Below are 18,935 nucleotides of genomic sequence, written 5' to 3'. Positions count from 1 at the left end.
AATCATGAGGGAGGAGAGGACCATGGTGGAAACGCAACGGCTGACGCGCCGGGCGATGGCATTCGTGCTGGCGGGGGGCCGGGGCAGTCGCCTGAAGGAACTGACCGACCGGCGCGTCAAGCCCGCCGTCTATTTCGGCGGCAAGACCCGCATCATCGACTTTGCCCTGTCGAACGCGATGAATTCCGGCATCCGCAAGATCGCCATCGCCACGCAGTACAAGGCCCACAGCCTGATCCGGCATTGCCAGCGCGGCTGGAACTTCTTCCGGGCCGAACGCAACGAGTTCCTGGACATCCTGCCCGCCAGCCAGCGCACGTCCGAGGACCATTGGTACCGCGGCACGGCCGATGCGGTCACCCAGAACATCGACATCGTGGACGATTACGACGTCGACTACATCGTCATCCTTGCGGGCGACCACATCTACAAGATGGACTACGAGATCATGCTGCGCGAGCATGTCGAAAGCGGTGCGGACGTCACCGTGGGCTGCCTGACCGTGCCCCGGATGGAGGCCACGGCCTTTGGCGTGATGGACGTGGACGCCACGGGCCGGATCGTGTCCTTCCTGGAGAAGCCCGCCGATCCGCCCGCCATGCCGGGCGAGCCGGACAAGGCGCTGGCGTCGATGGGCATCTATGTCTTCAACTGGGCCTTCCTGCGCGACCTGCTGCTGCGCGATGCGCAGGACCCCAATTCCAGCCATGATTTCGGCACCGACCTGATCCCCGACATCGTCAAGAACGGCAAGGCGATGGCGCATCGGTTCGACACGTCCTGCGTGCGCGAGGCGCATGCGCCGGCCTATTGGAAGGACGTGGGCACGGTCGACGCCTTCTGGCAGGCCAACATCGCGCTGACCGACTTTACCCCGGACCTGAACCTGTGGGACCGCGACTGGCCGATCTGGACCTATTCCGAAAGCGTGCCGCCCGCCAAGTTCATCCATGACGAGACCGACCGCCGCGGCCTTGCCGTGTCGTCGATGGTGTCCGGGGGCTGCATCATCTCGGGGACCGAGGTGCGCAATTCGCTGCTGTTCACCGAGGTGCACACGAACAGCTATGCGGTCCTGGATCACGCGGTGGTGCTGCCCTACGTGACGGTGAACCGCCACGCCCGGCTGCGCAACGTCGTCATCGACAGCCGCGTGGTCATTCCCGAGGGCCTGATCGTCGGAGAGGACCCCGATGCCGATGCCCGCTGGTTCCGCGTCAGCGAGGGCGGCGTGACCCTGATCACCCAGGACATGCTGGACCGAAGGGCGGCATCCCTGTGATGCGGGTGCTGTCGGTCGCCTCCGAGATCGCCCCTCTGGTCAAGACCGGGGGGCTTGCCGACGTCACAGGCGCGCTGCCCGCCGCCCTGGCAGGCGTGGGCGTCCACATGCGCAGCCTGGTCCCCGGCTATCCCGCAGTGATGGCCGCACTGCAGGAAGCCGAGGCCGTCCATGCCTTCGACGACCTGTTCGGCGGGCCCGCGGTCCTGCTGCAGGGGCGGGGCGCGGGGCTGGACCTGCTGGTGATCGACGCACCCCATCTGTATGGCCGTCCCGGCAACCCCTATCTGGGCCCCGACGGGCGCGACTGGCCGGACAACCCGGAACGCTTTGCCGCGCTGTCCTGGGTGGGCGCGCATGTCGCGGCCCATGGCGCGGGCGGCTGGCGCCCCCAGGTGCTGCACGGTCACGACTGGCAGGCGGGTTTCATGACCGAATACCTGCCGCGCATGGGCGGGGCCGATGTGCGGACGGTGCTGACCATCCACAACATCGCCTTCACCGGGTCGACCGATCCGGGGCGGCTGCATTCGCTGCGCCTGGACCCCGCGCGGTTCTACAGCGAGGGATACGAGTTCTGGGGCGGCATCTCGGCGCTCAAGGCCGGGCTGATGGGCGCGGACGCGCTGACCACCGTGTCGCCCAGCTATGCGGACGAATTGATGACGCCGGATTTCGGCATGGGCCTGGACGGGGTCATGCGCCACCGGCAGGCCGCCCTGACCGGCATCCTGAACGGCATCGACGAACAGGCCTGGGACCCCGCGACCGACCCGGCCATCGTTCCTTTCGCCGACCCGGCGGGCAAGGCCGCCGCCAAGGCCGCGTTGCAGGCGGAGCTGGGCCTGCCGCAGGCGGAGGGGCCGCTTTGCGTGATCGTGTCGCGGATGACCCATCAGAAGGGTTTGGACCTGGTGCTGGAGACGCTGCCCGCGCTGATGGCGGCGGGCGGTCAGCTGGCGGTCCTGGGGTCGGGCGATCCGGGCCTGGAACAGGCGTTCCGGCAGGCGGCGGCGGACCCCAACGTGGCCGTGCGCATCGGCTATGACGAGGCGTTCTCTCATCGGTTGATCGCCGGGGGGGATGCGATCCTGGTGCCGTCGCGGTTCGAACCCTGCGGGCTGACGCAGATGTACGGACTGCGCTATGGCACCATCCCGGTCGTCGCGCTGACCGGCGGGCTGGCCGACACGGTCATCAACGCCTCGCCCGCGGGGCTGGTGCGCGGGGTGGCCACGGGCATCCAGTTCGCGCCCGTCACGGCGGTGGCGCTGCGCGGGGCGCTGATGCGGCTGGCGACCCTCTACGCGGACCGGGACACCTGGTCCCGGATGCAGGCCAACGCCATGGCCCATCCCGTCGGGTGGGGGCAGTCGGCCCGTGCCTATGCCGATCTCTATGCAAGGCTGACCCATCCGTCATGACCCAGACCATCGCGATGACCGCAGGGCGCCCCACGCCCCTGGGTGCGACCTTCGACGGCGCGGGGGTGAACTTTGCGGTGTTCTCTCAGCATGCCGAACGCGCCGTGCTGTGCCTGTTCGACGAACGCAACCGAGAGACGCGGGTCGATCTGCCCGAACGCGAGGGCCATGTCTGGCACGGCCATGTCGAGGGGCTGCGCCCCGGCCAGAAATACGGCTTTCGGATGCACGGCCCCTATCGCCCCCACGAAGGGCATCGCTTCAACGCGCGCAAGCTGTTGATCGATCCCTATGCCAAGCGGCTGACGGGACGGCCCGCCGCGCATGACGCGTTGATGGGATACCGGGTCGGGCATCACGATGCCGACCTGTCCTTCGACCGCCGCGACAGCGCGCAGCACATGCCAAAGTCGGTGGTCGTGGACCCCAGCTTCGCCTGGGGCGACGACCGTGCCCTGCACCGTCCCCTGTCGGAGACGGTGATCTATGAGGCGCATGTCAAGGGACTGACCGCGGGGCGCACCGATATCGGGCATCGCGGCAGCTATCTGGCGATGGCGTCCGAACCCGTCCTGGATCACCTGACGCGGCTTGGCGTCACCGCGATCGAGCTGCTGCCCGTCCATGCCTTTGCCGACGACCGCTTTCTGACCGACAGGAAGCTGACGAATTTCTGGGGCTACATGTCCTATGGGTTCTTCGCGCCGGAACCGCGCTACATGCAGACGGGCGACATCGCCGAATTCCAGCAGATGGTCGCACGGTTCCACAAGGCCGGGATCGAGGTGATCCTGGACGTCGTCTACAACCACACCGCCGAAGGGAACGAATTGGGCCCGACCCTGTCGTTCCGCGGGCTGGACAACGCGTCCTATTACCGCCTGGCCGAGGATCGGCGGTTCTATGTCAACGATGCGGGCACCGGCAACGTGCTGAACCTGGACAGCCCCTTCACGCTGCGGCTGGTCATGGATTCGCTGCGCTACTGGGTCGAGGTGATGCATGTGGACGGGTTCCGCTTCGACCTGGCATCCGTGCTGGGGCGCACGCGCGGCGTGTTCGACCGCGACGCGCCGCTGTTTCGTGCCATCCGCCAGGATCCGGTGCTGAACCGCGTCAAGCTGATCGCGGAACCTTGGGACATCGGGTCGGGGGGCTATCAGCTGGGCGCCTATCCCGCGCCTTTTGCCGAATGGAACGACCGCTATCGCGACCAGATCCGCGGGTTCTGGCGGGGCGATCAGGGCCTGATCGGCAAGCTGGCCAAGCGGGTGGCGGGATCGGCCGCGCGGTTCGACCATGACGGTCGCCCCGCGACCAGTTCGGTGAATTTCGTGGCCGCCCATGACGGCTTCACGCTGATGGACACGGTCAGCTTCAACGACAAGCACAACGAGGCCAACGGCGAGGAGAACCGCGACGGCCACAACCACAACCTGTCCGACAACATGGGCGCCGAAGGCCCGACCGACGATCCCGCAATCACCGCCGCGCGCGACCGCCGCCGCCGCAACCTGATCGCCACGCTGATGCTGTCCCAAGGCACGCCCATGCTGCTGGCCGGCGACGAGTTGGGAAACAGCCAGGGCGGCAACAACAACGCCTATGCCCAGGACAACCCGACGGGCTGGGTTGACTGGGACGGCGCGGACCCGGCCTTCCTGGACTTCGTGCGCCGCGTCATCGCGTTCCGGCGCGCGCATCCGATCCTGCGGCAGAAGCGGTTCCTGCACAGCCAGCCGCGCGAACAGGACGGGTTGCCCGACCTGTTCTGGCGCCGGGCCGATGGCGCGCCGATGACGCCCGACGACTGGAACGACCCCCAACGCCGCCTGCTGGCGGCCGAGATGCGCATGGCATCGGGCACGCCCGCCTATGCGGCCCTGCCGGGGGCGGTGTTCCTGGTCTTCAACAACGGCCCCGAGGCGGAGGTCCGCCTGCCCGACGCGCCCGACGGCCGCTGGCGCCGCCGCTTGGACAGCGCGCGCGACGACGACCCGGACCTGCCTGCCCAGGACGTTGAACCCATCGCCGCCGACAGCGTCGCGGCCTTCGTGCTGACCACCCCGAGCGTATCATGACCCAAGCCCCCTCGATCTTCGATATGCGCCTCGCGCGCAGCGCGCCCGACCTGTGGCCCATGCTGGAACGCCTGTACGGCGATCGCCCCGATTACGACGCCTTCTGCGCCGAGCTGGAGGCCGCGCTGCGCGAGGGCTGGGCCGCGCGCCCCGCCGACCTGAAGCGCCTGGACCTGATGCGCGACCTGGAGCCCGACTGGTTCCAGCGGTCTGGCATGGCGGGCTATGTCTTCTACATCGACCGCTTTGCGGGGACGCTGTCCGGGGTGCATGGCCGGCTGGATTACCTGCGCGATCTGGGCATCAGCTATGTCCACCTGATGCCCTGCCTAATGCCGCGCCCGGGCGACAGCGACGGCGGCTATTCGGTGATGGACTATCGCCAGATCAACCCGGCCTTCGGCCGCATGGCCGACCTGACGCGGCTGGCGGGCAGCTTGCGCGAACGGGGCATGTCGCTGTGTGTCGATCTGGTGCTGAACCACACCGCGCAGGAACACGAATGGGCGCGGCGCGCGGCGGCGGGTGATCCCGACTATCAGGATATGTACCTGATGTTCGACGACGACACGCTGCCCCGCGCCTATGAGGCGTCGCTGATCGAGATCTTTCCCGAGACCGCGCCGGGCAGCTTCACCCATCACCCCGAATTCGGCAAATGGGTCTGGACCACGTTCAACGCCCATCAATGGGACCTGAACTGGGCCAACCCGCGGGTGTTCCTGGAGATTGTGCGGATCATGCTGAACCTGGCCAACAAGGGCGTCGATGTTCTGCGCCTGGACGCGGTGGCCTTCATGTGGAAGCGCATGGGCACCACCTGCCAGTCCCAGCCCGAAGTCCACCTGATCCTGCGCGCCTTGCGCGCCTGCACCCGGATCGCGGCCAGCGCGGTGATCCACCTGGAGGAGGCCATCGTCGGCCCGGCCGAGATGCTGACCTATTTCGGGCGCGGCGAACATGACGGGCGCGAGGGGAACCTCTGCTATCACAACAGCCTGATGGTCCAGTACTGGTCGGCCCTGGCCACGCGCGACACGCGGCTGATGACGCATGTGCTGCGCACGCATTTCCCGCCGGTGCTGACCAACGCGACCTATGCGACCTATATCCGCTGTCATGACGACATCGGATGGGCGATCACGGACGAGGACGCGGGCGCCCTGGGCCTGTCGGGGGCGGCGCATCGCGCCTTCCTGTCGGATTTCTATGACGGCAGCTATCCGGGCAGCTTCGCCCGCGGCGTGCTGTTCCAGCAGAACCCCGAGACCGGCGACAAGCGCATTGCCGGCAGCTTTGCCGCGTTGGCTGGGCTGGAGGCCGGTCTGGCCGCGGGCGATCCGCTGGCGGTCGACCGGGCCGTGGACCGCATCCTGCTGGGCCATGCGCTGATCGCGTCCTTCGGCGGCATCCCCCTGATCTACATGGGGGACGAACTGGCGATGGTGAACGATCACGGCTATCTGGACGTGCCCGAGCATGCCCATGACAGCCGCTGGATCAACCGCCCCGCCATGGACTGGGACCGCGCCGCCCGCGCAAGCGCCGACCCCGCCACGCCCGAGGGCCGCGTCCTGCACGGCACCCGCGCCATCCTGGCCGCGCGCCGGTCCTGCGACCGCCTGCATGGCGGGCATCCGACCGAAATTCTGGACTGCGGCAACGCCGCGCTGCTGGCATTCGCACGCAGCGCGCCCCAGGGCGGCATTCTGTGTCTTTTCAACTTCACGGAAAGCTGGCAACAGGTCAGCGGCGACTGGTTGCGCTTTCAAGGCGTGACGGACATGCGCGACATTCTGTCGGACGCGACGGTGACGCTGCATGACGACATGCTGGCATTGCCACCCTACGGCCGCGTCTGGTTGTCCTGATTTTTCCCTGCGCAAGAGGCGGAATGTGACCCAATCCCTGTCGGCACAGGATCTGCGCGATCAGATCCTGCATCATCTGACCCACACCCAGGGCCGCGGCCCGGAATTCGCAACCGTTTTCGATTGGCGCCTTGCCGTCAGCTATACGGTGCGCGACCTGATGGTCGGCCCCTGGGTCGGCGCCATCCGTGCCGCCCGCGACCAGGGCGCCAAGCGGGTCTATTACCTGTCGATGGAATTCCTGATCGGCCGCATCCTGGGCGATGCGATCATCAACCTGAACCTGGAGCCCGCCATGGGCGAGGCGCTGACCCTGCTGGGTCTGGACGAGCAGGTGATCCTGGACGACGAACCCGACGCGGCCTTGGGCAACGGCGGGTTGGGGCGTTTGGCGGCGTGTTTCATGGAATCGCTGTCGTCGCTGTCCTGCCCGGCCTTCGGCTATGGCATCCGCTATGAGCATGGCCTGTTCCGCCAGCGCTTCGAGGGCGGCCAGCAGGTCGAGACCCCCGAGGATTGGCTGAACCAGCCGCATCCGTGGGAATTCGTGCGCATCAACTACAGCTACGAGATCGGGTTCAAGGGTCATGTCGACACGGTCGACGGCCATGCCGTCTGGCATCCGGGCGAAAGCGTCGTGGCGCGTGCCTATGACACGCCGGTCATCGGCTGGGGCGGGGACTGGGCCAACACGCTGCGGCTGTGGGGGGCGCATCCGACGACGCTGCTGGACCTCAAGCGCTTCAACGCGGGCGATCACACGGCCGCAGCCGAACCCGAGGCGCTTGCCCGCACGCTGTCGCGCGTTCTTTACCCCGATGACACCACGGAATCGGGCAAGGAATTGCGGCTGAAGCAGGAATATTTCCTGACCTCGGCCGCGTTGCAGGACATCCTGGCACGGTTCCTTGCCGAACATGGCGACCTGGAGATCCTGCCAGACAAGGTCGCGATCCAGCTGAACGACACCCACCCCGCCATCGCCGGGCCCGAGCTGATCCGCCTGCTGATGGACGTGCATGGCCTGGCCTTCGACCGCGCGCAGGACCTGGCGCGGCGGACGCTGAACTATACCAACCACACCCTGCTGCCCGAGGCGTTGGAGCGGTGGTCCACCTGGCTGATGGGCCGCGTGCTGCCCCGGCACATGCAGATCATCCAGATGATCGACGAGGATCACCGCAAGACCACCAACCGCCCCGCCCATATCGGCATCGTGCATGGCGACCAGGTCCACATGGGAGAACTGGCCTTCATCATGGCGGGCCGCGTGAACGGCGTGTCCGCGCTGCACACCGATCTGGTCAAGGACACGGTCTTTGCCGACCTGCACAAGCTGCACCCAGATCGGATCGTGAACCAGACCAACGGCGTGACCCCGCGCCGCTGGCTGCGCATGTCGAACCCGGCGCTGACGCGGCTTCTGGACGACACCATCGGCACCGGCTGGACCAAGGACCTGGACCAGCTGGCGGGACTTGAGACCCATGCCGGCGACGCGACCTTCCTGGAACATCTGCGGGGCGCCAAGCGCGCCAACAAGGTCGCCCTGTCCGACGGGTTGCTGGCAGGGCTGGGCGTCAAGGCCGACCCGGACGCGATCTTCGACGTCCAGATCAAGCGCATCCACGAATACAAGCGCCAGCTGCTGAACGTGCTGGAGGCGATCGCCCTGTGGAAGCGCATCCATGACAGCCCGAACGGCGACTGGACGCCCCGCGTCAAGATCTTCGGCGGAAAGGCGGCGCCGGGATACTGGCTGGCGAAGTCGGTGATCCACCTAATCAACGACGTGGCCGCCAAGATCAACAACGACCCGGTCACGGCAAAATACCTGCAGATCGCCTATCCGCCGAACTACAACGTCTCGATGGCCGAGGACCTGATCCCCGCCGCCGATCTGTCCGAACAGATCAGCACCGCGGGCAAGGAGGCGTCCGGCACCGGCAACATGAAGTTCACCATGAACGGCGCGCTGACCATCGGCACGCTGGACGGCGCCAACGTCGAGATCCGCGAGCATGTGGGCCCCGAGAACTTCTTCCTGTTCGGCCTGACCGCCGAGGAGGCCGCGGCGGAAAAGGCCCGCCCCGGCCATGCCCGCGCCGCGATCGAGGCGTCCGAGGACATGAAGATCGCCCTGCAGCTGATCGCCGAAGGTCAGTTCGGCCGGGCCGACAGCTATTACACGCTGCTCGACCGGACCTGGAACGACGACCCGTTCCTGGTCGCGTCCGATTTCGACAGCTATTTCGCGACGCAGCGGGCGGTGGACCGGGCCTATGCCGATCATGCGGCCTGGGACCGGATGGCGGCCCTGAACATCGCGCGGTCTGGGTTCTTCTCGTCCGACCGGACGATCCGGGGATACATGCGCGACATCTGGCACGCGGTGCCGGTCGTGCCTGCATGATGCGAAAGGCCCCCGTCACCGGGGGCCTTTTTCTTGGTCAGGCGCGGAAGCGCTGTGCCGATGGCAGGTACTGCATCAGCAGCCAATATGTGACCCCCGCCGGGATCAGACTGGCATACCAGCTGATGCCCGAAAAGATCAGCGCGACGATCACGCCCACCACGGTCGCGATGACCGCCGCCGGGTTCCAGCCGCGATAGGGGCCGTCGGCATCGTAATGGTGGTCAAGGTTCAGGGTCTGGCGGCGGATCACGTAATAGTCGACCACCAGGATCGCGAAGATCGGCCCCAGGAAGGCGCTGTAGGTCTGGATAAACAGGCCCAGCCCCGCCGCGGATTCGTCGCGTACCAGCAGCCAGGGGAAGGTCGCGAAGGCTAGAAGGCCCACGATGACGGCGGCCGATTTGAACGACAGCTTGAACACGTCCATCATCGCATAGGCGGGCGGCACCACGTTGTTCAGGATGTTGGTCGTCACCTGCGCAAAGGCGATGAACAACAGCGTCACCACCAGCAGGATCGGGTTGTCCACCGCGCTGGAGAAGACCTTGATCGGGTCGACCTCTCCGGTGGCCGAGGACACCATCAGGCCGATCATCCCCATGAACAGCGTCGCGGGCAGGATCGAGTTGGCATAGATCACCACCTGCCGCACCGATCCCACGCGGTGCTGCAATTCGCGCGAATAGTCCGACACGTTCAGCATCATCGTGGAATAGACGCCCAGGAACAGCATCGTGGCCCCCCAGAACGGCGCGCCCCAGGTGCCTTCGGCCTGGATCAGGTTGGTGCTGATCTGGTCGCCATACTGCCCGATCACGCTGAAGAACATGTAGATCAGCGCGCCGATGATGAATACGGCGCCGATGTTCTCCAGCCACTTGATGCCGTGGAAACCCAGCACCGACAGGGCGATCTGCAGGAACTGGAAGCCTATGAAGAACACCCAGATGTTGGAGTAGCCGAACATCGTTTCGGAGACCAGGTTCAGGGCGCCGGCGCCGATCCAGCTTTGAAAGCCGTACCAGACGATCGCCGGGACCGATCGCACCAGCGCGGGCAGCCGCGTCCCGGCAAAGCCGAAGGACGACCGGGCCTGCACCATGAAGGGGATGCCGTACTTGTGGCCCGCGCGCCCGTTGATCATCAGCGCAAGGCCGATGACCGTGCAGCCGATGGCGATGGCCACGACCGTCTGGATCAGGTTCAGCGTGCCCACCAGCCCCGATCCGACGGTGAAGGTGCCGATGCTGACGCAGCCGCCCAGCCAGGCGAACAGGTAGGACCAAGGGTCCATGATGCGGGTGGTCTGCGGGGCAAGGCTCTCCTCGCCCGGTCTTTTGTCGTCCAGGGCATGTGGGGCGTGATCGGCGATCGTTCCGGTATGGGTCATGGGGATACTCCCTGTATGGAGATGGCGGATTTCTTATTTTTGGATCGGGTGCGCATAGGCCCCGATCTTGGAGGTCAGCAGCCCGGCGCCGACCAGCGCCTCGGCGAACTTGGTGGCAACGGTCACGCCGTCGATGACGGGAATCCCCGTCTCGTGGCTCAGCCATTCGGTTAGGTCGGACATGCCGGCGCATCCCAGAACGACGGCTTCGCAGCGGTCCTCCTCGATGGCGCGCAGGATTTCGGCACGAACCAGCTGCCGTGCATTCGATCCGGGCTCTTCCAGGGCCAGCACCGGAATTTCCGCCGACCGGACGCGACGGCACTGGTGGTCAAGGCCGTACTTGCGCACCAATTCCTCGATCACCGGGACGGAGCGGGGCAGGGTGGTGACGATGGAGAACGACGTGGCGATCATGCTGGCGGCCTTGATGCCCGCCTCGCAGATGCCCAGCACGGGGCCGGTCGCGACCTCGCGGCAGGCGCCGATGGCGGGATCGTCGAAACAGGCGACCACGATGGCGTCGGCGCCCTCGGCCTGGGCCTGCTGCACCTCGCGCAGCAGATGGGCGGCGGACATCACCTCGTCGAAATGGCCCTCGATGCTGGCGGGGGCGCCATGGGCGGTGCGGCCCTCGACATCGGTGCCGGGGGCGGCCACCGCGCGGGCCGATGCCAGGATCTTGTCGGTCATCGATGCGGTGGAGTTGGGGTTGATCACGACCAGCTTCATTGGCGTCTCCGTGTTCCTGAGTCGCCCTATTGTTATCACGAATTGTTAACAATCTATAATCATATTTTTCTGCTGCCTTTCCAGGCGGAACAATGTTGCGAAGGCCCAAGGAAGGTGCAAATTGGAAACCATGGACAAGCCCTTGGAAACACTGATCGTGGACAGCATCCTGGACGCCATCGCCGATCAGCGGCTGCGCGCGGGGACCAAGCTGGGCGAACAGGCGCTGTCGGATATCTTTGCCTGCAACCGCGCCCATGTGCGGCGTGCGCTGTCGATGCTGACCGGCTGGCAGGTCGTGGATCACCTGCCCAATCGCGGCGCCTATGTCGCGACGCCCACCCCACAGGATGCGCGCGACGTCTTCCAGGCGCGCCGTGCGATCGAGACGACGATCTGCCGCAATGCCGTCCGGCTGGCCGACGCGCAGGACCTGGCCGACCTGCAGGCGCATCTGGCGGCCGAGGATGCGGCCCGCGGGCAGGACAACCGCCCCGCCGCCATCCGCCTGTCGCGCGGGTTTCACATCCTGTTGGCGCGGATCGGGCGCAACCCGGTGCTGACCCGCTATCTGGACGAGCTGACGATGCGGTCGTCGCTGATCATCGGCCTGTACGCCCAGGGCCACGCCACGCTGTGCGCCGAGGATGAGCATGCGAACATCGTCGCGGCCATCGCCGCGCGGGACGAGCGGCGGGCCCTGTCCCTGCTGGATATGCACCTGCGCCATATCGAGGCGGGGATCCGGTTCGACGACGCGTTGCCGGTGACGGGCGCGCTGTCGGCGGCGTTGCGGGGGCGCTAGCGGTCCAGGCCGGTGCGGCGGGCGGCGATCCGTTCCAGTGCCTGAAAGCCTTCGTGGATCAGCACCGCGATGATGCCGACGACCAGCCCGCCCTGCAGGACGAAGGCCGTGTTCGAAGACAGCAGGCCCGCGATGATCACCTCGCCCAGGGTGCGGGCCGCGACGGTCGAGCCGATCGTGGCCGTGCCAAGCGAGATCACCGCCGTCAGCCGCATCCCCCCCAGGATCACCGGCAGGGCCAACGGCAGGTCCACCTGCCACAGCCGCTGGCGATGGGTCAGGCCCATGCCGCGCGCGGCCTCGGCCACGTTGGCAGGCTGGGTGGTCAGGCCTGCCAGGGTGTTCTCGAACACCGGCAGAAGGCCGTAGAGGAACAGTGCCACCAGGGTCGGCCCGGCGCCGAACCCCATGATCGGCACGGCCAGTGCCAGCACCGCCACGGGCGGAAAGGTCTGGCCCACGCTGGTGATCGTGCGCGCCAGTGGCAGGAACTCGCGCCCCGCGGGCCGCGTCACCAGCACCGCCAGCACCAGCGCCACCACGGTCGATGCGACGACCGCCAGCCCGACCAGCGCCAGATGGGACAGGGTCAGCGACCAGAGCGGGGTCTGGGTATAGATCGCGGGCGCATTGTTGCGGGTGAAGGGTTGAAAGACCGGCGCGAACCAGCCCGGCGCGATCAGGAAGGCCAGCAGCAGAACCGCGGCCATGGCCAGCAGGGCGCGTCCGATCATTCCGCCGCCCGCGCCTGCGGGGCGGCCTGGGCGCGCAGGGCGGCCAGGGTGATGACGCCGCCGCCCTCGACCGGCAGGGCGTCGCGCCCGCTCCACAGGCATTCGGCCAGCGCATCGCGCAGGGTCGCCTCGCGCGGCAGGGCGGGGCCGTCGGCATGGCCCTCGCGCGCCAAGGCATGGGCCGGGGTCAGCGACAGCAGGTGGAAGGGTCGCTGATCCAGCCCGATCAGGTCGCGCACGAAGGGCGTGGCGGGGGCGGTCAGGATCTCGGATGGGGGGGCGTATTGGACCAGTCGGCCCTTGTCCATGACGGCGATGCGGTCGCCCAGGGTCACCGCCTCCTCCATGTCGTGGGTGACCAGGATCAGCGTGGTCCCAAGCCGGCGCTGGATGTCGCGCAGGTCGGCCTGCGCCTTGGCGCGGATCACCGGGTCCAACGCGCCAAAGGGCTCGTCCATCAGCAGCAGGTCAGGCTTCGCCGCCAGCGCACGGGCCACGCCCACGCGCTGCTGCTGGCCGCCGGACAGCTCATGGGGCATGCGGTCGCGGAACTGGTCGGGCGCCATCTGGAACAGCGTCAGCAGTTCGTCCACCCGGTCGCGGATCGCGGTCTGGTCCCAGCCCAGAAGGCGCGGGACGGTGGCGATGTTCTGGCCCACGGTGCGATGCGGGAACAGCCCGTGGCCCTGGATCGCATAGCCGATGCGGCGCCGCAGCAGATGGGGCGCGACCTCGCGCGTGTCCTGCCCGTCGATCAGCACGCGACCGCTGCTGGGTTCGACAAGGCGGTTGATCATGCGCAACAGCGTCGTCTTGCCCGACCCCGAGGTGCCGACCAACGCCGCGATCTGGCCGGGTTCGACCGTCAGGCTGACATCGTCGACCGCGGCGCGGCCGTCATAGATTCGGGTCAGGTTCTGGATGTCGATCATGCGGACCTCCGGCTGGAACGCACCAGCAGATCAAGAGCGATGCCAGCGGTCAGCGCCAGCGCGATGGTGGGCAGGGCGCCCAGCAGGACCAGATCCATCGCGGTCTGGTTCAGGCCCTGAAAGACGAAGGTACCAAAGCCGCCGCCGCCGATCAGCCCGGCAATGACCGCCAGCCCGATATTCTGGACCAGCACGATGCGCACCGCCGCCAGCAGCACCGGCAGCGCCAGCGGGATCAGCACTTGCGCCAGCAGCTGCGTCCGCGTCAGGCCCAGGCCGATCGCGGCCTCGCGCGTGGCGGGGTTCACGCCGGTCAGCCCGGTCAGCGTGTTCGACACGACCGGCAGCAGCGAATAGAGAAACAGCGCGACCAGCGCCGGGAACAGGCCGATGCCCGCCACCCCCGCCTGCGCCGCGCCGGGCACATTGGCCGCGATCCAGCCGAAGACGGGGATCATCACGCCGAACAGCGCCAGCGACGGGATCGTCTGCAGGATATTCAGCACCGACAGAACCGGTCCCCTCAGCCGCCGCGCCTGATAGAGCGCGACCCCAAGCGGCAGCCCGATCAGCAGCGCCAGCGCCAGTGACCCAAAGGCCAGCGTCAGATGCGCCCGCGCCTCGCGTAGAAAGATGTCCTGACGCGCGGCGTATTCGCGCATGACGGACACCCCGTCCAGCGCGCCCGATCCCAGGATCGCGCCGATGGCGACGACCGCCCCTACCAGGATCAGCCAGCGCAGCCACAGCGCCGGGTTCATCCGCGCCAGCGCATCGGCCAGCATCAGGGCGAACGCCAGTGCCATCAGCCAGAACCCGACCGATGGCGCGACGCGGGCCAAGGTGTTGTCGGGCGGAGTCAGATGCGTCGCCGCCGCGCCCAAGGCCAGCAGCACCGCCAGCAACGCCACCGCACCAGCCCCAAGGCGCAGCGCGGGCGGCCAGCGCAGGCAGCCTGCAACCAGCACCGCGGCCAAGGCCGCGGTCAGGATCAGTCCCTGTGGCAGGGCGGCGGTCAGGGACAACCCCTCGCCCAGCACGATGCGGTTCGGTTTGAACTGCACCAGCGGCAGGGCCAACCCGGCCAGACCGATCACCGCGAACAGCAGGCCGGGCCGGTCCAGCCGCGCGCGCATCAGTCCAGAAAGCCCGCTTGGGTCAGGTGGTCGCGCGCGACGGTGGCGGCGGGTTCACCGCCGATCTGGATGCGGCCGTTCAGCTCCTGCAGGGTCTCAAGTTCCAGCGACGAGAAGATCGGCGCCAGGATGTCGGGGATCTCCGGATGCGCCTCAAGAACCTCGGCGCGGATGATCGGAGCGGGCTGATAGACGGGCTGCACGCCCTTGTCGTCCTCCATCACGACCAAACCGGCGGGTGCGATGCCGCCATCGGTGCCATAGACCATCGCCGCGTTCACGCCCGAGGTCTGCTGCGCCGCCGCTGCGATGGTCGCGGCCGTGTCGCCGCCCGACAGCTGCACCAGCTGATCGGGGCTCATGGTGAAGCCATAGGTCTCCTGGAACGCCGGAAGCGCCGCGGCCGAAGTCACGAATTCGGTCGATGCCGCCAGCTTGACATCGCCGCCCCCCGCGATCCATTCGCCCATCTGGGTCATGGTCTGCAGGTCGTTTTCGGTCGCGACGTCCTGGCGCAGGGCGATGGCCCAGGTGTTGTTCGCGGGCGAGGGTTGCAGCCACACGATGTCGTTCTGTTCCAGGTCCAGTTCGGCCACGCGCTTGTAGCCCGCTTCGGCATCCTTCCAGACATCGCTGTCGGCCTCGTTGAAGAAGAACGCGCCGTTGGCGGTGTATTCCGGATAGATGTCGATCTGCCCCGAGGTGATCGCGTCGCGCATGATCGGCGTGCCGCCCAGCTGCAAGCGATCCTGCACGGGCAGGCCCGCATCCTGCAGCGCCAGCAGGATCATGTTGCCCAGAAGGCCACCCTCGGTGTCGATCTTGGAGGACACGGTGATGTCCTGGGCACCGGCGGCGCCGCCGAGGCCGATCAGCAGCGCTGCAAGGGGGGTAAGGGCTTTCATGCGGATCTCCTGTCGCGCGGACGGCATTGTTGGGCTCGACAATGCAAATGCCCGCGCGGCGATTTGGTTCCGGCATGGATGGGTAGGATCCTGTCGTCCCGCCCATGGCGATCCGGCGGACCTGGGCTGACCCGTGCCGCACCGGATGCCGGTCGTCCGCCTGTCACGGACGCGCCGGCCCGGCCTCAGCCGCCGATGCTGCGCCCCGCGCTGGACCCGCCGAACCCGCCGCGCGACGCGGCCGTGGCCCGCGTCATCGGCGCCTGTCCCGCGGTCGTGGCGGGCCGCGTGAAGTTCTGCGACGACATCGACGCACGCCCGGCATTGCTGCCGAAATTGGTGGTGCCGGCGGCGTTGGTAAAGCCGCCCTGCGCATTGCGGTACATCGGCTGCGAGGCCGCCATCCCGCCGCCCGCGCGACCCAGCATGCTGCCGATCAGATAGCCCGCCAGCAGCGGCATGAAGATGCTGCCCGACCCGCCCTGCGACACCTGCTGATCCTCCGACCCGCAATTGCCGGCACCGTGCTGCTCCTCGCAGACGGCCAGGCTGTCATAGCGGGGCGCGGCCTCGACATGCAGGGCCTCGGCCTCGGCAAAGGCCTGGCTGCACTGATCGGCAGTCACCAGGCCGCCATTCACCGCCGCCGCCTGGCAGCTGGCAAGGTCCGGAAAGGCCTGCGCCTCGACCTGTTCGTCCCGGCAGCCCGCGACGGTGAAGGCGGCCGCCCCCAGAATGGTCAGGGCGACGGTCCGTGAACGTGTCCTCATGGAAATCCTCCTTGGCGGGTCAGCCCGCGATGAAATGCGGCTTGAAGCGCGACAGGTCCTGGGTAATGCGGGCGCGATCCTCTCGGATGCCGATGCCGGCGCAGGCGTCGCCCACGATCCAGGCGCCGATGACCGGGCGGAAACCCTCGAATTCGGGCAAGGGGTGATAGGCCTGCACGATCCGCGCATGCCCGTCGTAATCGTGGTTGTCCGACGCCTCGGTGACCGCGCCGTTCTCGACGATGACGACGCCCGCGCCTTCGCGCGAGAAGATCGGCTTGACCACGTGGGCGGCGCGGAACTGGTCGGCCACGCGCCCGAAGGCCTGGGCCACGGACGGGTCGGGCTGGCCGTTCTCGACCAGGGCGGGGGCCACGTCGTCGGCGAAGAAGGCGGGCAGCAGGTTCGGGTGACCCTCGAACATCTCCCACAGGACGGGCAGCAGGCCCTTGTTCGACACGACGGCCTTCCACGCGGGCTCAAGCAACATGCAGCCCGACCCCGCGATATGGCTGGCATAGTCGTCGGCCAGCAGGTCCTCCCACGGATACAGCTTGAACAGCGTGCCGATCACCCGATCCTCGGCGTCCAGGAACTGGCCCTTCTTGCTGACGGCCAGCTTGTCCAGGTCGCTGTAATGCGCACCCATCCCGGCCTCGCGCGCGGCCCAGGCCATCGATTCGACCGTGGCGTAATCCTCGGCGTTGTTCGCGACGGCGGTGAAGTGGATGTCGGTGTTCGGCGCGAACAACTCGCGGAACCGCTCGACCAGCGCCTCGTGGATGCCGTTGAACTGGTCGGCCCCCGTGGGCAGGTGTCCCGCCGCCAACTGATCCTCCAGCCACTGCCACTGGAATGCCGCCGATTCATACAGCGAGGTCGGCGTGTCGGCGTTGTATTCCAGCAGCTTGGCCGGACCGGTGCCGTCATAGACCAGATCCATCCGCCCATAGATCGCGGGCTCGGACCGCGCCCAGCTGTCGGCGATCAGCGCGTGATGCGCCTGCGGGATGCCCAGGCGCGTCATCAGCGCGGGGTCGGCCACGATGCGGTCGACCGCCTGACGCACCATCGCGTGCAGTTCGGTCGCGGGGCCTTCCAGGTCGTCTTCGATCTGGGCCAGCGTGAACTGATAGGCGGTGGTTTCGTCCCAATAGGGCTCGCCATGCATATGGGCGAAGGTGAAGCCGACATCGGCGGCCTTGGCGGCCAGGTCGGGGCGTTCGGGAAGGGTGATCTTGCGCATGCCCAAGATGTAGTCGCTGCGCGCCGCGAGGACCAGTGCCCCGGATGTCGCGCGCGAGTGAAATCCCCGGCATCCGCCACGGCGATCGCCGCGGGCGGCCGGTGATCTGCAGATCGGAGGATACAGTGGTGAGCCCAACAGGATTCGAACCTGTGACCCACTGATTAAAAGTCAGTTGCTCTACCAACTGAGCTATGGGCCCATCACGAGGCGGTTCCTAGGGGGGGTGGCCGGTGGCGTCAAGCAGAAAAATCAACCCATCTGGCGGAATCCGTCCGTGCGGCCTATATCGCGGCCATGACGCATTCTCATTCGACCGGGCTGCCCTTCCTCAAGATGCACGGGCTGGGCAACGACTTCGTGGTACTGGATCTGCGCGGCGGGTTGGCCCGGCCGGACGCGGGCCTTGTCGCGCGCATCGCGGACCGCCATCGCGGCGTGGGCTTCGACCAGCTGGCCGGGGTCGAAAATTGCGGTGATGCGGATGCGCGTCTGGTGTTCTGGAACGCGGACGGGTCGCTGTCGTCCGCCTGCGGCAATGCGACGCGCTGCATCGCGCGCTGGCTGATGGACCAGACCGGGGCAGCGTCGCTGCGCCTGCGGACCGATCACGGCATGCTGCTTGCCGAGGACGCGGGCGGCGGGCTGACCCGTGTGAACATGGGGCCGCCGGTCCTGGACTGGCGCGCGATCCCCTTGGCGCGGGACGTGGACATAGATCATCTGCCCATCGCGGGTGATCCGGTAGCGACCGGCATGGGCAATCCGCATGTGACCTTCTTCGTGGATGACGCCGATGCCGTCGATCTGGACCGTTTCGGGCCGGAGCATGAGCATCACCCGCTTTATCCCGAACGCACCAATGTGGAGGTCGTGCAGGTCCTGTCACGCGACGCGATCCGGCTGCGCATCTGGGAACGCGGGACGGGGCCGACGCTGGCCTCGGGCTCGTGCTCCTGCGCGGCGGTTGTGGCCGCGGCACGGCGCGGTCTGACGGATCGGCGCGTCCGGGTGGACGTGCCCGGCGGACAGCTTTTGATCGACTGGCGCGAGGATGGCGTCTGGATGGAGGGGCCGACCGCCATCGTCTTCGAGGGGCGCCTGACGCCTGCGTGGCTGGCATGAGCGCGCCGGTCTTTTCCACCTTGGGCTGCCGCCTGAACGCCTATGAGACCGAGGCCATGCGCGAGATGGCCGAGGCCGCGGGCCTG

The 18,935-nt window shown here is 67.5% G+C and carries 15 protein-coding genes and 1 tRNA gene; 7 read left to right on the top strand and 9 right to left on the bottom strand.

The genetic code is table 11. The features are described 5' to 3' along the window. Positions 1 to 22 precede the first annotated feature (22 nt). From glgC to TW83_RS04385, 5 genes are read left to right on the top strand one after another with little or no spacing between them, the layout of a single operon-like run. Entirely contained in the window at positions 23 to 1,282 is a 1,260-nt protein-coding gene (glgC, locus tag TW83_RS04405; RefSeq protein ID WP_045981564.1) for a glucose-1-phosphate adenylyltransferase, read from the top strand. Continuing rightward, the gene (glgA, locus tag TW83_RS04400) at positions 1,279 to 2,706 is read left to right on the top strand and encodes a glycogen synthase GlgA (protein ID WP_045981563.1); all 1,428 of its coding nucleotides are present in this window, start codon (positions 1,279 to 1,281) and stop codon (positions 2,704 to 2,706) included. Before glgC ends, glgA begins: the two co-directional genes overlap by 4 nt. Then, entirely contained in the window at positions 2,703 to 4,787 is a 2,085-nt protein-coding gene (gene glgX / locus TW83_RS04395) for a glycogen debranching protein GlgX (RefSeq protein WP_045981562.1), read from the top strand. Before glgA ends, glgX begins: the two co-directional genes overlap by 4 nt. After that, positions 4,784 to 6,658, top strand: a complete 1,875-nt coding sequence (locus TW83_RS04390) for an alpha-amylase family glycosyl hydrolase (RefSeq protein WP_045981561.1) — start codon at positions 4,784 to 4,786, stop codon at positions 6,656 to 6,658. Before glgX ends, TW83_RS04390 begins: the two co-directional genes overlap by 4 nt. A 25-nt stretch (positions 6,659 to 6,683) precedes the next feature. Then, complete coding sequence (locus tag TW83_RS04385; protein ID WP_045981560.1) at positions 6,684 to 9,071, top strand: glycogen/starch/alpha-glucan phosphorylase; 2,388 nt, start codon at positions 6,684 to 6,686, stop codon at positions 9,069 to 9,071. Between the two features lie 37 nt (positions 9,072 to 9,108). Here the strand turns inward: TW83_RS04385 and TW83_RS04380 are convergent, their stop codons facing one another. After that, entirely contained in the window at positions 9,109 to 10,464 is a 1,356-nt protein-coding gene (locus TW83_RS04380; protein WP_045981559.1) for an NCS1 family transporter, read from the bottom strand. Between the two features lie 33 nt (positions 10,465 to 10,497). After that, positions 10,498 to 11,196, bottom strand: a complete 699-nt coding sequence (locus TW83_RS04375) for an aspartate/glutamate racemase family protein (protein WP_045981558.1) — start codon at positions 11,194 to 11,196, stop codon at positions 10,498 to 10,500. 130 nt (positions 11,197 to 11,326) lie between these two features. On the opposite strand from TW83_RS04375, the gene TW83_RS04370 reads away from it, so the two are divergent. Further along, on the top strand, positions 11,327 to 12,001 hold the full coding sequence (locus TW83_RS04370) for a GntR family transcriptional regulator (protein WP_045981557.1): 675 nt from the start codon (positions 11,327 to 11,329) through the stop codon (positions 11,999 to 12,001). Here the strand turns inward: TW83_RS04370 and TW83_RS04365 are convergent. The 7 genes from TW83_RS04365 to TW83_RS04335 form a co-directional block, all read right to left on the bottom strand. Next, on the bottom strand, positions 11,998 to 12,735 hold the full coding sequence (locus tag TW83_RS04365) for an ABC transporter permease (RefSeq protein ID WP_045981556.1): 738 nt from the start codon (positions 12,733 to 12,735) through the stop codon (positions 11,998 to 12,000). The two genes, TW83_RS04370 and TW83_RS04365, sit on opposite strands and share 4 nt — an antisense overlap. Continuing rightward, positions 12,732 to 13,667 (bottom strand): ABC transporter ATP-binding protein, encoded by a 936-nt coding sequence (locus TW83_RS04360; RefSeq protein ID WP_045981555.1) that lies wholly within the window; start codon positions 13,665 to 13,667, stop codon positions 12,732 to 12,734. Before TW83_RS04360 ends, TW83_RS04365 begins: the two co-directional genes overlap by 4 nt. Beyond that, positions 13,664 to 14,803: an ABC transporter permease gene (locus TW83_RS04355; protein ID WP_045981554.1), complete on the bottom strand. Its 1,140-nt coding sequence runs from the start codon at positions 14,801 to 14,803 to the stop codon at positions 13,664 to 13,666. The genes TW83_RS04360 and TW83_RS04355 overlap by 4 nt, the downstream gene beginning before the upstream one ends. Beyond that, positions 14,803 to 15,708, bottom strand: coding sequence for an ABC transporter substrate-binding protein (locus tag TW83_RS04350; RefSeq protein ID WP_045981553.1), 906 nt, complete (start codon positions 15,706 to 15,708; stop codon positions 14,803 to 14,805). Before TW83_RS04350 ends, TW83_RS04355 begins: the two co-directional genes overlap by 1 nt. 185 nt (positions 15,709 to 15,893) lie before the next feature. Beyond that, positions 15,894 to 16,478, bottom strand: a complete 585-nt coding sequence (locus TW83_RS04345; protein ID WP_045981552.1) for a DUF1190 domain-containing protein — start codon at positions 16,476 to 16,478, stop codon at positions 15,894 to 15,896. A gap of 19 nt (positions 16,479 to 16,497) precedes the next feature. Further along, positions 16,498 to 17,724 (bottom strand): glutathionylspermidine synthase family protein, encoded by a 1,227-nt coding sequence (locus TW83_RS04340; protein ID WP_045981551.1) that lies wholly within the window; start codon positions 17,722 to 17,724, stop codon positions 16,498 to 16,500. A gap of 126 nt (positions 17,725 to 17,850) precedes the next feature. Further along, a tRNA-Lys gene (locus tag TW83_RS04335) sits at positions 17,851 to 17,926 on the bottom strand. A 95-nt stretch (positions 17,927 to 18,021) separates the two neighbouring features. On the opposite strand from TW83_RS04335, the gene dapF reads away from it, so the two are divergent. Next, complete coding sequence (gene dapF / locus TW83_RS04330; RefSeq protein ID WP_045981550.1) at positions 18,022 to 18,849, top strand: diaminopimelate epimerase; 828 nt, start codon at positions 18,022 to 18,024, stop codon at positions 18,847 to 18,849. The last annotated feature ends 86 nt before the right edge of the window (positions 18,850 to 18,935 follow it).

The sequence above is a fragment of the Paracoccus sp. S4493 genome (genome assembly GCF_000967735.1).
Taxonomy (GTDB): Bacteria; Pseudomonadota; Alphaproteobacteria; order Rhodobacterales; family Rhodobacteraceae; genus Paracoccus; species Paracoccus marcusii.
This window is presented reverse-complemented; position numbering and strand designations above follow the sequence as displayed.

Excerpts from the sequence above, each read along its gene's own strand:
- glgC (WP_045981564.1), top strand. The coding sequence starts at position 23 with ATGGTGGAAACGCAACGGCTGACGCGCCGGGCGATGGCATTCGTGCTG.
- glgX (WP_045981562.1), top strand. The coding sequence starts at position 2,703 with ATGACCCAGACCATCGCGATGACCGCAGGGCGCCCCACGCCCCTGGGT.
- TW83_RS04390 (WP_045981561.1), top strand. The coding sequence starts at position 4,784 with ATGACCCAAGCCCCCTCGATCTTCGATATGCGCCTCGCGCGCAGCGCG.
- TW83_RS04380 (WP_045981559.1), bottom strand. The coding sequence starts at position 10,464 with ATGACCCATACCGGAACGATCGCCGATCACGCCCCACATGCCCTGGAC.
- TW83_RS04375 (WP_045981558.1), bottom strand. The coding sequence starts at position 11,196 with ATGAAGCTGGTCGTGATCAACCCCAACTCCACCGCATCGATGACCGAC.
- TW83_RS04370 (WP_045981557.1), top strand. The coding sequence starts at position 11,327 with ATGGACAAGCCCTTGGAAACACTGATCGTGGACAGCATCCTGGACGCC.
- TW83_RS04365 (WP_045981556.1), bottom strand. The coding sequence starts at position 12,735 with ATGATCGGACGCGCCCTGCTGGCCATGGCCGCGGTTCTGCTGCTGGCC.
- TW83_RS04360 (WP_045981555.1), bottom strand. The coding sequence starts at position 13,667 with ATGATCGACATCCAGAACCTGACCCGAATCTATGACGGCCGCGCCGCG.
- TW83_RS04355 (WP_045981554.1), bottom strand. The coding sequence starts at position 14,803 with ATGCGCGCGCGGCTGGACCGGCCCGGCCTGCTGTTCGCGGTGATCGGT.
- TW83_RS04350 (WP_045981553.1), bottom strand. The coding sequence starts at position 15,708 with ATGAAAGCCCTTACCCCCCTTGCAGCGCTGCTGATCGGCCTCGGCGGC.
- TW83_RS04345 (WP_045981552.1), bottom strand. The coding sequence starts at position 16,478 with ATGAGGACACGTTCACGGACCGTCGCCCTGACCATTCTGGGGGCGGCC.
- TW83_RS04340 (WP_045981551.1), bottom strand. The coding sequence starts at position 17,724 with ATGCGCAAGATCACCCTTCCCGAACGCCCCGACCTGGCCGCCAAGGCC.
- dapF (WP_045981550.1), top strand. The coding sequence starts at position 18,022 with ATGACGCATTCTCATTCGACCGGGCTGCCCTTCCTCAAGATGCACGGG.